Genomic DNA, 13606 nt, shown 5'->3' with positions numbered 1-13606 from the left:
CAATATGTCTTCATTCATAACAATGTGTGTTTTATCTATAATATTCATAATTGACAACTGTGCGTAGTGCTAGTTACATTAAGATTTGAACAGAAACATGGATATTATATAGTAGTCTTTCTTTCTTGATTGTTCCAGAGCTATTAAACCCTTTCATAAAACTAATAAAGTTAGCTTGATTAACTTCTAACCCGCATCGGTCCGAAACAAAACAGGTAGTAAATAACACTTTCCAATAATAAAACGTTCAGGTTAACCTGAACGTTTTTCTTGTTAATTAGCATGTTATTTTAGTTTAAAATGTCAACCTATATTTAGCTGAATAGGCTATTTCCTTGTCGCTTGTTTCTTAACTATAGAAGAGCCTTCCATAACTGTGGATATAGCATGTTTATAAACTAATTGTTGTTTTCCTTCTACTTCAGCAAGTACAGTGAAAATATCAAAATCGATTACCTTACATCGAAACTGAAAACCACTAACCAAGATTATTGTGACAAGTGATTGATTTTCTTTTGCTGTTAAAAGCTGAGTATCTTGTTGATTAATTAGATTTTTATTACTTTTCATACTTCTACCATCTTCCTTTATATTCCATTTATAGTTTGTATCCAAATAAAATGAACATTTTATTGTGTTTATATGAGAGTCCTTAGCTCTACTGTAACGAATAGACTCCTACAAATTTAATCTTGATGAAATTTAGCAGGATTAACGTTTTTAATTAAAATGAGTCCATCATATTGTTCACTAGGGATAAAGGTTTCTTCATATAACCCCCAAAGCTTACTCGTTCCTTCAGTATTCCACCAATACTTATTTGACATATCATCTTTAATATCAATATTTAAAAAAGTAACTGGATGTCCAGACTGATAAAGATGTTGCTCAATTGAATTTTTTTTATGGTCGGTTATTACATCAACAACCTCACCGTGACCAAGAGTATTTTTCCCATTATACATATAAAGTCCTACTACATATGATTCCTCTATAATCTTTTTAGGTAAATGTTCAACAAAGGTAACAAAAGGTGGGATACCATCACTACTTTCAACTTTAATCTTGGATCTATTTTTCATAATATGAGCATTATGAGCCCATACAACAAACTTTTCATCCGGATACACTTCTTCAAGAAGATACACTAAATTTTCTGACATTAGTTTATCTCTCGGTTCATTGTCTGTGTCATTACTACTAAAATAATCATCATTATAGACATCAATAAGTGCGTTCATTCTTTGCTTAAGTATCATTAGAATTAAACTTTTTATGTCATCTTCTAGAAATGTTTGATACTCTCCTTGTTTCACAAGGTTAGATAATACATTATACTTCTCAATCAATTCTTCTATATTTTTAACCCACTCACGATTTTCAACATTATTAAAATCTGATCTAATTAATTTTAAAAATTCAACTTCTACATCTCTAAGTTCTTCTGCAAAATCTCTATTTTTATCTTCAAAAAAATTGTATAGTACTTGACTTGTTAATTGTTGTGGTTGTATGTCAACCCCTGCAATTTCAATAGGGGTATTTGAAGTTTTCTGTTCTTTTATGTATTGTAATAACTTTATATTATTATCAGTATACCATATACCCAACAACGCATTTTTTAACGCCTCAGTTGCACTCTTATCTACAAGCATCTCATTTGTAATATTAACATCGGCTAAACCGCTTTCAAATGCGATAACATTATAATCTAATTCTTCATGTAAGTACTTAATAAGCCTACCTTTAATTAAATTGTATTCAGCTACCGTGTGTGAGCTTTCTCCGAGCATGACTATTCTTTTATCTTTAAGTACATCCTTTAAAAAAGTCAGATCACCATAATCATCACTTTCTAGTTCAATCCGTTTAAATTCGTTGGCTGCTTCATAGAAATCTGATTTAATCTGCACCTCATTAATGACCTCTTGACTACTTTCTCGTTGATTATTCTGCAATTCCTTATTTGCACAGCCAGAATTTAATACTAGATTAATACAAACAAAAATAATAATCAAACCTGAGTTTTTTTTAATAAACTTCAAAAGATTCATCCCCTCCTGATTTAATTGATATCACATTTTGTATTAGTCTAGTTTTATAGATAAAAAATGGACTTCCATTAAAGAATACAAATTGCTGCTAGAATTACTCCAAATCACAACATCATTTTAATTCTATCATAATAATACATTTTCTGACATAAATGTAAAGTAAAACCCCTACTCAAAAGAGTAGGGGTAATCTTATAAGCTATTAATTCCTTATACAATTACATTAATTTCAACATCTAAATTTACGTCTGATTCTACTTCACTTACTTGTTCGATTGATACAATTTTCGTTTTATAGTAGCCTCATCTTAAACGAAAGCCAATTCTGTAGTTGTTAGCTGTTAAATTTGTCACTTTATCATTTAAAATCTCCCCACATCCAAAGAGGAATAATCTCATAACACATAGAATAGGTTAATGTTGGTAAATTTTTTTAAGGAGTGAGGTAAATGTTAGAGTTTGAATTAAAGAGTATTGAAATGATCAGAAATAAGGTTCTAGCAACAATCAATGGTCTTTCTGATGAACAATTGAATAAAAAAGTAACTGAAGACCGTTGGAGCGTTGCTCAACTACTTAATCATTTATACACGAGTGAACTAGGGTTTACATCTTTAATAAAAGCTGGCTTAGAAAACCCTGAAAGTAAAGAAGCAAAAAAAAGACCTCTATTATTAATGCTAGACAGATCTCAAAAAGTAAAAGTTCCTGATGAACTTGGCCCTACAGATGACTTTATGACCAAAGATAAATTATTACAATGTTTATCCGAATCGAGAGAAGGATTGTTAAAAGTACTCAATGAGATGAATGATAACGAAGACAACTATACGAAAGGAATTCCAAATCCGGTATTTAAATATTTAAATTTGGCTCAATCTGTGGAGTTTATCGGCTTACATGAATTAAGGCATTGGGAACAGCTGAATGAAATAATCATTGATAGCTTTTATGTACCAGTAGCTAATTAAACTCCCACAAAATCACATATTATACACACATAAATTACACAACTTTATTATTTAATAGGGTTATAGCAATTTTTCATATTGTTTTCCCCTCTCTTATTTAAACACACGTTGTTACGTGTGTTTTTTTCGTTACAAATTATTGTCAACGCACCTTACCTAATGCCCAAGGGCGATTAAATCCTAAATCATATATAGAACTCAACTACAACTGATAAACAATCCCATCAGTCGGAAAGTATACATTTTTTAATATCTTGTGACTCAGCTGGCTAGATAACAACCTATGTTTTAAGTTGTTATCTTCCTGCCAAAATTAAGTTGTTATGTTATTATTATTTATTTGTTATAAAGAATATAGTGATAGTATTTTTTGTTCTCAATTACTACAGTATCAATAAAAGTAAAATTACTTTTTACTATTACTCTATTTGAGCTTACATTATTTGTTAAAGCAATAGCATTGAGGGATTTCAGGTTCGTATTGTCAAATAAAAATTTAGTAAATGCCTTCACAGCTTTAGTTGTATAGCCTTTATTTCTATGGTGCATGGATAGAACAAAACCAACCTCCCTATTTGGAGCCGGCAATTCTTCCTTTATAGAAGTCGTTATACAGCCAATAAATGCTTTAGTTTCTTTTAAAATTATCCCAAATTTTAAACTTCTTGTCCCAATATGAGGGACGGACTGTAAGAACTCTCTCCCACCAGGGATTTCCCAGTTTGCTAACCAATCCAATCTTTGTTCTTTCGTTGAGATCCAATCTGGTAAAAACTCAGCAACACCAGGGTGTGTAGTTATTTCGAAATATTCATCTAAATCTTCAATTCTCAATTCTCGTAAATAAATATCCCCACAGTCTATCATAAATTCCATATTTCGCTGTTCCATAGTTCTTCCTCCTTGATGTGAAGGAACACACATAGTATTTTTTATGTCTAATACACAAGTGAACATCACACTTTGGATTGCTACTTTATGTATCTTTACTACATGCACTCTCCTAGTTTGTATATGTAAAATTATAGTGTATAAATTTCAAAAGAAGATTAATAAATTGTAGGCATAAAGACCCCCATATCTGTCTATAATGAATTTTTATCTAATCTAGCTGAAAATTTGTAATTGTAACAACCCCTTCATACTTATATATTCAATGGATTGCCACTTCTTTAGTTTCTTAAACTTTTATCATTCATCAGTAGACTTTAGGATATATATATCCATTTCAACAGATTCTCCGTTTGATGTTTCTTCACTAAATGACGAAATCTTATAAAATTTATTTTTTTCTAATAATGCTATTGATCTACCGTTTAATGAACTCGTAAACGCCTCTATGGATTTAAGTTTCATATCATTAAAGCCATATTCAATAACTTTATTTAGTGCCTCCGTCATAATTCCTTTTCCTACGTTTTCAGGAAATAATACATATCCTACTTCTGCTTTTGATTGATTCATTGAAATGTTCCAGATAGTAATGGTACCTAATATTTTATTTGTAGATACATCTGCAATAGCCCAAATAATCCACTTATTGTTCTCAACGCCTTTATTCATACGATGAATATAATTTGGGGCTTCTTTAAGGCTTTTGTATACGGGCATATCAACATACTTAAAATTTTCTTTTTTCGACTGAAATTTAAAAATCAAAGCTGAATCACTTAATTCAAGTTTCCTTAGTAATAATCTGTTCGTTCTTAGAGTAGGAAAAGGATTGAAAATAATCATACTATACACTCCTCCTCAAATAACATAATAAGAATACACGTTCTATACCCATCCACTAACTAAATCTTCCGAAGAACAAACGTGAAAAAATAATCCCTAACATACCTCCCTGTATTAAATGTTCTAGGAAGAGGACATCATAAAATCTATAGATAGATATGGCCTATAAAAATACCCGCTATAATGATGCCTCATAATAATATGTTTAATTTAATTTTTTTTCAAAATGGTCTCAGTTTCTTCTCCCCAAGTTATTTCTAATGTAACTTCTTCAGTTAGTGTAAGGTCTATCCTTCAGAGCTTGTTTCAAATGCTATATGAAAAATTTTTTTACCTTTTAAAGATACAGGAGAATTACTCTTAAAACTGCTTAAGCCAGTATCTAACACATATTCAATTTCAGTGGGCGACTGATATTCGTGTGGGTTACGATCTTGAATGTATTGTATATACATCGACTCAAAAAAAGAACTTCTAACTTTAGCTACAGAAAAAGTTGCAAACCACTTCTTACCTTCACCAAAGTAAAAAACATTCATTTCTGGTCCATTAATGTTTGCAGTTTTATTTTCTGCCTCACATCCACTAATCAAAATAATAAGAATGCAAAACAGAAGCTTATAGATAGATTTTTTCAAACAATCCCACCCCTTAACTATAATGTAGGCATCTATCATCTTAGAAACTCAATATCATTTTATTTAACAAGTTTTTCTCCATTGTTATTAATATCAAAGCAGTAATTTGTAAATTAATGCCCATCCTAATAACACGATAACTCCTATCCTTTAGCTGTAATTTGTCTTTAAAATCATTTCGGTAACCTCTATAAATTAATTATTATTTGGAAAAATATTCATTTACTAATATACTATAATTTTCCGTTTCTACAAAACAATAATTATAATTGATCAGTAGTAACCACAATGTCCATGCAGCTTTACTAAATTATCCTGATGACTTACTAATTTTTATCACCTTTAGCACATTGGATCAAAATGAAAACTAACGATTTTTAAAAATTACACTTGAACCAACATGATATTAGGTTTTTATAATAAAAAACTATTAATTACAAATAGTTACTAATATGGTAGAAAATTTTTTAAGCCAAAACAGGCTTTCATTTGTCTAATAAATATAAGGCATATATTGAGAGGATGAATAACTATAATACGTTTAATAAAGAAAGCGCAAAAAAGGGATGATAAAGCGTTCCTAACACTATTTGAATACTACCAGGAAGATATATACCGTATCGCATATGTTTATGTAAAAAATAAAAATGATGCATTAGATGTCGTTCAGGAGGTAGCATACCGATCATTCAAAAAGATAGGTACATTGAAAAATCCAAAATATTCCAAAACGTGGTTAATTAAAATTGCTATAAATTGTGCAATTGACTTAGCTAGAAAAAATAACAAAGTAATTCAATTAGAACCAGAGCATGAAGAGTTCATCGGGTCTGAAGATGGAGATGTTTCCCTATCGGTTACCCTTGAAGAATTGCTCAATCAATTAAATGAAGATGAAAAAAGCATCATTATTTTAAAATTCTACCAAGGTTATTCATTGAAGGAAATTGCAGATTTATTAAAGATACCATTAGGAACAGCAAAATCAGTCTTTTATCGTGCATTACATAAGCTTCGTAAAGAGTTTAAGGAGGCTCAGATTTGTGAATAACATAAAACAAGAATTAGAAAAGATTAAAATTCCAAAGGAACTAAATAACAGAGTTGCTTTAGGGGTCAAGCAAGCTAAAATTGAACAAAAGAAAAGATATCCTAATTGGATGATTGGTTCGGTTGCTTCATTAATAATTATTGGGGCAGGTATTACTTTTGGTGGTACTTACATTGCAGATGCTGCTGAATCATTTATTAATCAATTATTTGGTTCGAAAGAAAATTTAATGGAAACTTATCCTGATGAGGATATAGAAAAGCTTGATTATGTTGAATATTCCTTATCAATAGCCGAAGAGCATTTAACAGAAGAAGAGTTCAATAGCTATACTCAATTATTAAAGGAATTGGTCGAGATAAAAAGTAAAGTAGAAAAAGAGAATAGATCCCCTAATGAGGAAGAAGCAAAGAGATCACATCAAATTGGTAGAGAAATATCATTTTACGAAGATAAATTCACACTAATTGTAGCCCAACATTACGCCAGTTTTCCCTTTGAAAAACCAAAGTATATACCTGAGGGCTATTCACTAGTTGATGAAGAGGGTCATATTTACAATATAGGTGAAGAATCAGTTTTTTCATTAGATTATAGCAATGGAGAGAATAATTTCTTTACTACACAGATGAAAATAAATCAAAAAATGACTCCTGGTTTAGAATATGTGTGGAGCGGTTTTGCAAAATCCGAGTCCTATTCTTTAAGTGGGTATGATATTGAATTTGTTTTTGGAAACTCTGAAGAAATAAATAAAACTGGCATGAGGATAACTGTTCCAGAACAAGGATACAAAATGATACTGATAGCAGATATCTTATCAAAAGAAGAAATGGAAAAAATACTATTATCGATGCTTGAATAGTAAATGAACTTTTCGGTATGAGGTTCTTATAATTAGGACATCCTCATATTGTATTTAATGAGGCGATTGCCAATAGAAGCAGTTGCTTTTTCTTTATGTAACTAGTTTTTATTAACGTGTTGCTTTTGGTTAGGTATTAATCAGGTAATCGAATACCTGTCTACTGATTAACAAAAGTATCAACTTACTTTGCGAGTTATAACCTTGACGCTGGTACGAACCCATTAATGAGTCGATTAGCCTACTATAGGTCGTCCTGAATGTGTTTCCTTTTAACTAAGGGAAAACGCTCTTCTTCGGGAAAGGCGCCAAAAGGTTTAAGCGGAATAGGTCTATTTATTTTCTAAAATACATAGAAATCTTTCTACACCTGGGTACTTTTCTCCCAAACTAATTATTTTAAATCCATAATTTTCATAAAAATTAACAGCATCTTTATCTGTCTCAGCAGATATAAAAGATAATGAATGCTTATCTCTGATAAAACTAATCATTTTACTACCTATACCTTCTCCCCTATGTTTTGTAGTTACAGCAATATGCTTTATTTCACTACGTTTTGAACCTAGTAATTCTATTCCTATACAACCAATAACATTATCTTCAAAGTCATATCCATACAACCTTCGAACTGGAGATTTGATATATAGTTCATATTCTCGATCTACATTTTTTACTGAAGTTGCGAAGGATAAAAGTTCTTTCATACTAGGTTGAATTAAATTTGAATTAATTTCCTTCATAAGAAGCCACCCTTTCTTGCTTAACTTCACCTTTTTCTGAATAACCTCATTACCCTATATTAACGTAATATTTCACAGCCATCTTGTTATTATATTGAAACTACAATATTTTAGAAAACAAAATAACATCATAATAGTTATTTTCAAGCTCCCCTAATTTGTACAATAAGTTATTTAACAATCTGCCTTATTGAAGTATAACTATGGATTTTCACATGTTGCCATGATTTTTATACAATTTATAATTTTTATATTTGCCGTTTTCATCATTAACCAACTAAAATACATATACCCCCATCTGTTTAAGATGGGGGTAAAATAAAGTATTAAACGTTTTGTTAAAGAATGCTTTAACTAGCTATGTTGACCCCTCAATTGCACAAGATCGTCACGGTGTAATTACAATATTTAAGATTAAACAAGCTTTAATTCCTTATTGTGTCATTCACATAAATGTTATCTAGAATAGCCTGCAACAGGATAATGATCAGAGTACTCATTATATTCGTTTAAAATCGCAGTCCATACTGGGGATTTTACATTCAACACTTCATTTACCCATAAGGATGGTTGTGCATGATCTTTTTCTACAAAAATATAGTCTAAGTGTTGAGGGCCGAAATCAGGGTACTCATATCCAAGAATACCATTTGTCTCAGGGTCCCATGTAGATGAATGACCTGTATATTCACCTGGTGGATCAACATTTAAGGTTTCTAGCATCTCAGTGTACTCTTCCTCATTGTCCATTATAACGTTGAAATCTCCACCCAAAAATACAACTTCTTCAATTGGAATATTTTTTTCTTTTACAAAATCAGTAATTTCTTGAAATTGCGTTTGACGGATTGATGCATCCTCACCATCGCCACACCCTGTATCATCTGCTTGTGCATGTGTTCCGATGATATGATAGAAGTAATCATTTTTTTGAATTTTTGCATATACAAAGCCTTTGTTAGCAAAGTAATCCGCACCGCATCCCTTTTCATATACATATTGAATCTGCTCTACTATCGGCCATTTACTAACAATTGAAACTCCACCATCTTCAGGTACAAAATTAGAATAAAAACCTAACGTTTCATCCCAGCCATCCTTACTTCGACCAGAAACAGGAGTTTGGAAAGGGTACTCTTCTTCAAGCTTTGAAAGTAAAGTCTCAGATGCTGAATTATCAAATAATTCATTAAGTATAATTGCATCTTGATTTTTCATATAGTCAGCTTCACCGATCATTTTTGCACGGTCTGCTTGTCCCCAACTAGTTATATACGTTGGTAATAGAAAGACGTTATGTTGCAACAGTTTAAAATCATTTGGATAATTGTCGTTTGCATTTGGCACACTGATTGGAAAAATACTAACAATTGCAAGTATCGAACTTAAAGCCAATATCCACTTCTTCATTTATTTCACTCCTTATTCAGAATTGTCACTTTTCAAATTCTTCTCCTCTCCAGTTCGAATAAAAGAATTATCCAAGGTTAGATTTTTATCCTACAATTTTTTATATTATTAGACAATAAAAAATATTCAAAATAGTTAAATATACATATATTGAAATTAAATAGTCATAGAAAAATTTATGTAAATAGTACCAATATGACTCTTTCTACTAACTACTGCTAATTTATTAGATTGAGATCGAAAAATATATATTCGAAAATAACTGTAAAGCTATAGTTAATCATGGGCATAACCTGTAGCGTCACTTTTATCGTTTTTATCCCATTCTTCATTTATGGACATTTTTTGATCATTCATCTGATCACAATTTCTAAGTAAATAGCAAAATTCAGGAATGTCAAGTACATTTCATTTAATCTAGGAACACACTACGGGTTCTTCTTTATTTCCACATTTTCTTAAACGTAAGATTTAAAAATGATTCTATATTATGTTAAGGAGTAATAGCATTTTGAGAGAAATTTGAAGGTTATAGTAAAAAGTGGAGAGTTAAAACGAAAATTGAGCAACACATTTGTTAATGTAACGCTATAATAAAAATAGGTAAAACCCTGTGTCAATGTACTAATCAAGGCTTTACCAATTTAATGAACCTAAAAGCATGAAGACAATAACTTTATCCTTTACTACCAATAAGGAGCTTTTAAGTTTTAATTTTTCTATATTTTGTGACAACCATCTCACCTCATTTAGCAATCCTACTTCGATTAGTGATCTTCTTTCTTCTATTAATAAATAATTGCATAAGCGATAAATCTTGATGAATTCTGTCCAAAAGATACTCTGCTTTCCTTATTTCATCGATAGATTTGCTCGCCCTATTATCAAGAACTCCATCTACATAGCCAATGGTTTTTAATAGTTCTCCAGACATTTTTTCATACTTTTTTACATCTCTAATCTTTAATCCTCTCCCTTCTCATGCCCTAGCCACCTAAACTCCGTAAAATAGGAAGAGCACTTTATAGTGATTTTCTTCCTATAGTGCAAGGTGGGGTTATTATCATTCTACCAAAGTTATTCAAGAGATGATTTTGGCTTGAGAGTCGATTTAGAGAGAGATTGTAGCATTTTTCTTCAAATTTCTATATATTTTTATAGCACTTATTAATATATTTATTTTTTCACCGTGTATTTTGTACAATAAAAGCACGAAATAAGCTAACCAATACGTATCAATTATCTTATTGTGAGGCTCTTTTCGAATACTTTGTTGCATATGTTATCCAATTAGTAATAAAAAACGTTGTTTAACATGCTTAGTCATTGTTGTACAGAAGAAAAGATTCCATGAACTCCAGTTGTGTACGTGTTTAGTTCTTAAGTACAAAAGCAACAATTAATGCGAAAACAGTCTTTTGTAATGATATCACTACAATGTATCCTTAAAGAATGAAAATGAATAATCAGTCTTCTTTGTTGACTGCCATTCCACTAAGTATACAGCATATTTGATTTATAGAGGAAATTTAGAATTGTTTAGCTCAATACATATCACCTTGAACGATACTAGAGTTAGGTTGATTGTATAAGTAGTTAAAAGCTCATTAGTTACTAATATGTGCATTTGAAAAGAGGATACGAGAAAGCCAGCTTTCACTGACTTTCCAAATACCTCTTCGTTAACAATTTGAGTGAAAAGCATCACGCTAAATTGTGTATACCCATCAACCATTTAGTATTAAACAAATGTAACTTTATCTTCCAGAGCCGCTCTTACCTTGGCAGGTGTACTAGGTTCTCTTCGGTATCCTAAAGGGATGACTAAAGCTGTTTCATATTCTTCTGAAGAGTAGTTTAGTAATTTTAAGACATCATCATTTACAAACCCTTCCATTGGACATGAATCGATTTTTAGTGTAGCAGCAGCCATCATTAAGAAAGCTGCAGTAATATAGCATTGGGATTTAGACCAAGCTGTAAATGCATCACTATTAGGAAACGACTGCAAGAAATTAATGGCAATTGGAATTCCATTTTCAGGAATCCTTTCACATATTAATTGATTTACTTCCGGAGAGTTAGGGTCTAGTAATTTTTCTTTTTTAGCTAAAATCACAACAACTGCGCTAGCATCTTCAACTTGCTGTTGACTATAACACACATCTTTAAGTTTTGATTTTGTATCTTTATCTTGTACAACTACGTACTCCCAATGCTCAAGGTTTAAAGAAGATGGCGCTTTTATTGCACTATTTAAGACAAACTTTAAATCTTTCTCAGGAATCATTTTATTTAATTGGAAGTGGCGCGTCGCATGGCGAAAATTTAACGCTTCTGAAAAGTTTTGCATATATTATAATCCCCTCTCATTAATAATGTAATAAAGTATAGATTTCATCAATGTTGATTAAAATACGTTCCTACAGTGATCATCCTGTAATATTTAGATAATGTTCATGCATGCAATTGAACAAGAATACATCAAAAGAGAAATGGTACCAATTCTCTATTACTTGAAAGATTTGTTTTTTTAATCCTTCTACGGTAAATTGTAAATATAAAAGTTTGCTTAGTAAATAAGTCAAATTTTTTTGACCATACAAGGGGGCTATAACTTTGGCATTATCGAGGAAAAAACCATGTGCGCAGCTCAGCAAGTTAGAAAAGATCCTTATTTCAATAGACGGTAGATATTCCCCACTTTTAATATTAGCGCTTGAAAAAAATCATAGGTTTAGCGATTTATTGAGACGGTTACCTGATGCTAATAAACAAAGCTTGTCAACTACGTTAAAACAACTGATGAAATACGAAATTGTCTTCAAAGACGTTATTAAAGAATCTGCCCCACAACATATCGAATATGGATTGACTGAGAAAGGTAAAAAAATCCGAGGAATCCTATTGCAAATGTCAGAGATCATATAGGATTGTCGTATGGTGACTACAACAAAGCTCCTAACACATAAACAATTGTTGAGTAGGAGACTAACACAAACAGTGTAAGGGCGAAGAAAATCTATACTCACAAACTATTTACCATATAGCAATGGCAAAGGTTAATCTTATTTTTCATTTATTTTATGTTTAGACACACGCTAGTTATTTGAATATAAATGGGACTCTCATTTTCGTATATAGTTATTAGTAAGAAAACAATCATTCATGTGATAATAGCATTTGCTAAAAAAAAGATGATATAGTATTATTTAGAAATAATATTTTAATTGAAGGGGTTTAACATCATGCCTAATATTTCACTTGCAGAGGCTGTAAAGTTAAAAAGTGTTCTTTCTAATAGAGTTCGAGAGTTAGAAAATGAGATGGAGCGTGTAGCGTTTGTAGAAATTGAAAAAGGTAGTGAAGTTCCTGCTCAAACTCGTACACTCTCTACAGTTGAAAAAGAACTAGACGAGGTTAGAAAAGATTTACGATTACTAGATAAACTCATGTATCAAGCAAATATTCAAAATGAAATTGTTTTTAACGATGAAGCTTTAACTATTGTCGAAGCTATAGAGCTGGCTACACAGTTACGTGCAAAAGCACGTACATATAAAAAGTATGGAGCTTCCAAAGAAGAATACCCTTATTCCTACGGTGAGAATGTAATGATAGTTAAATTAGCTATGTTTAACCCAGAGGAATATCGATTAAAATCAATCGAAATTGAACGTCAAGCTAATAGGCTATCTAATCTGATAAACGCCAAAAACTATGAAATAGAATTAGCATTTGATAGTGAAAAATATTTTTAATCCTTGAAGAGGTGAGACTCCACTTCAGGGTATAAAAGGGGAAATCTTGTTATTCGTTAATTCTAAATCAAACTTGAAATGGCTATAGTAAACCAATTACCTATGACCAATTACAAATTTACCGTTTACCAATGACCAACTACTAAGGTTGATGACCTAACCAATATCATTCTGTGTAAGTTTGTTTTTTTCTCCTTTTATGGATCCCCTAACAAATTTGTTAGGGGATTATTATATATATTAGGCTGTTTTTTTACGAAAATACCTTTACCTTCTTGTTTAGGAGCTATAACATCACAAATTTACGAAAAATCTTATTTAAAGATCCTTTGACGTTAGACATCTGTTTGCCAAAAGATAGATTATATATTTTTAT

13 protein-coding genes are annotated in these 13606 nt (G+C 31.0%); 5 read left to right on the top strand and 8 right to left on the bottom strand.

Going from position 1 to position 13606, the window contains the following annotated elements; all coding sequences use genetic code 11:
- Positions 1-327: 327 nt before the first annotated feature.
- Together hfq and V1503_RS20175 are read right to left on the bottom strand one after the other, a co-directional pair.
- The gene (hfq, locus tag V1503_RS20180; RefSeq protein ID WP_410628922.1) at positions 328-570 is read right to left on the bottom strand and encodes an RNA chaperone Hfq; all 243 of its coding nucleotides are present in this window, start codon (positions 568-570) and stop codon (positions 328-330) included.
- A 116-nt stretch (positions 571-686) separates the two neighbouring features.
- Entirely contained in the window at positions 687-2045 is a 1359-nt protein-coding gene (locus tag V1503_RS20175) for an erythromycin esterase family protein (protein ID WP_410628921.1), read from the bottom strand.
- Positions 2046-2503: 458 nt separating this feature from the next.
- Between V1503_RS20175 and V1503_RS20170 the strand changes: the two genes are divergently transcribed.
- A complete protein-coding gene (locus tag V1503_RS20170) occupies positions 2504-3025 on the top strand; it encodes a DinB family protein (RefSeq protein WP_410628920.1) in 522 nt (173 codons plus the stop codon).
- A 336-nt stretch (positions 3026-3361) separates the two neighbouring features.
- On the opposite strand, the gene V1503_RS20165 is transcribed toward V1503_RS20170, so the two are convergent.
- From V1503_RS20165 to V1503_RS20155, 3 genes are all read right to left on the bottom strand, one after another.
- Complete coding sequence (locus tag V1503_RS20165; RefSeq protein WP_410628919.1) at positions 3362-3916, bottom strand: GNAT family N-acetyltransferase; 555 nt, start codon at positions 3914-3916, stop codon at positions 3362-3364.
- A gap of 300 nt (positions 3917-4216) precedes the next feature.
- Positions 4217-4762 (bottom strand): GNAT family N-acetyltransferase, encoded by a 546-nt coding sequence (locus tag V1503_RS20160; protein WP_410628918.1) that lies wholly within the window; start codon positions 4760-4762, stop codon positions 4217-4219.
- Between the two features lie 287 nt (positions 4763-5049).
- Complete coding sequence (locus tag V1503_RS20155; RefSeq protein WP_410628917.1) at positions 5050-5400, bottom strand: hypothetical protein; 351 nt, start codon at positions 5398-5400, stop codon at positions 5050-5052.
- A gap of 526 nt (positions 5401-5926) precedes the next feature.
- On the opposite strand from V1503_RS20155, the gene V1503_RS20150 reads away from it, so the two are divergent.
- Both V1503_RS20150 and V1503_RS20145 read left to right on the top strand, forming a co-directional pair.
- Positions 5927-6451, top strand: a complete 525-nt coding sequence (locus tag V1503_RS20150) for a sigma-70 family RNA polymerase sigma factor (RefSeq protein ID WP_410629477.1) — start codon at positions 5927-5929, stop codon at positions 6449-6451.
- Positions 6444-7316, top strand: a complete 873-nt coding sequence (locus tag V1503_RS20145; protein WP_410628916.1) for a hypothetical protein — start codon at positions 6444-6446, stop codon at positions 7314-7316. Before V1503_RS20150 ends, V1503_RS20145 begins: the two co-directional genes overlap by 8 nt.
- 332 nt (positions 7317-7648) lie before the next feature.
- Here the strand turns inward: V1503_RS20145 and V1503_RS20140 are convergent, their stop codons facing one another.
- The 3 genes from V1503_RS20140 to V1503_RS20130 form a co-directional block, all read right to left on the bottom strand.
- Positions 7649-8059, bottom strand: a complete 411-nt coding sequence (locus tag V1503_RS20140; protein WP_410628915.1) for a GNAT family N-acetyltransferase — start codon at positions 8057-8059, stop codon at positions 7649-7651.
- 456 nt (positions 8060-8515) lie between these two features.
- On the bottom strand, positions 8516-9469 hold the full coding sequence (sph, locus tag V1503_RS20135) for a sphingomyelin phosphodiesterase (protein ID WP_410628914.1): 954 nt from the start codon (positions 9467-9469) through the stop codon (positions 8516-8518).
- 1741 nt (positions 9470-11210) lie between these two features.
- Positions 11211-11822, bottom strand: a complete 612-nt coding sequence (locus V1503_RS20130) for an NAD(P)H-dependent oxidoreductase (protein ID WP_410628913.1) — start codon at positions 11820-11822, stop codon at positions 11211-11213.
- 266 nt (positions 11823-12088) lie between these two features.
- Here V1503_RS20130 and V1503_RS20125 point away from each other — a divergent pair, with 266 nt between their 5' ends.
- Positions 12089-12400 carry a winged helix-turn-helix transcriptional regulator gene (locus V1503_RS20125; RefSeq protein ID WP_214483169.1) on the top strand — a complete coding sequence of 104 codons (312 nt, stop codon included), beginning with the start codon at positions 12089-12091 and terminating at the stop codon, positions 12398-12400.
- Between the two features lie 317 nt (positions 12401-12717).
- On the top strand, positions 12718-13230 hold the full coding sequence (locus V1503_RS20120; protein WP_320259273.1) for a hypothetical protein: 513 nt from the start codon (positions 12718-12720) through the stop codon (positions 13228-13230).
- Positions 13231-13606 lie beyond the last annotated feature (376 nt).

It is taken from the genome of Nanhaiella sioensis (genome assembly GCF_046557775.1).
Lineage (GTDB): Bacteria > Bacillota > Bacilli > Bacillales > SM2101 > Nanhaiella > Nanhaiella sioensis.
Note: the sequence above shows the minus strand (reverse complement) of the source record. Positions and strands in the feature narration are given on the sequence as shown.

What these genes read in the sequence shown, in the direction of transcription:
- V1503_RS20165 (WP_410628919.1), bottom strand. Translation starts at nt 3,916, where the DNA reads ATGGAACAGCGAAATATGGAATTTATGATAGACTGTGGGGATATTTAT.
- hfq (WP_410628922.1), bottom strand. Translation starts at nt 570, where the DNA reads ATGAAAAGTAATAAAAATCTAATTAATCAACAAGATACTCAGCTTTTA.
- V1503_RS20140 (WP_410628915.1), bottom strand. Translation starts at nt 8,059, where the DNA reads ATGAAGGAAATTAATTCAAATTTAATTCAACCTAGTATGAAAGAACTT.
- V1503_RS20160 (WP_410628918.1), bottom strand. Translation starts at nt 4,762, where the DNA reads ATGATTATTTTCAATCCTTTTCCTACTCTAAGAACGAACAGATTATTA.
- V1503_RS20130 (WP_410628913.1), bottom strand. Translation starts at nt 11,822, where the DNA reads ATGCAAAACTTTTCAGAAGCGTTAAATTTTCGCCATGCGACGCGCCAC.
- sph (WP_410628914.1), bottom strand. Translation starts at nt 9,469, where the DNA reads ATGAAGAAGTGGATATTGGCTTTAAGTTCGATACTTGCAATTGTTAGT.
- V1503_RS20120 (WP_320259273.1), top strand. Translation starts at nt 12,718, where the DNA reads ATGCCTAATATTTCACTTGCAGAGGCTGTAAAGTTAAAAAGTGTTCTT.
- V1503_RS20170 (WP_410628920.1), top strand. Translation starts at nt 2,504, where the DNA reads ATGTTAGAGTTTGAATTAAAGAGTATTGAAATGATCAGAAATAAGGTT.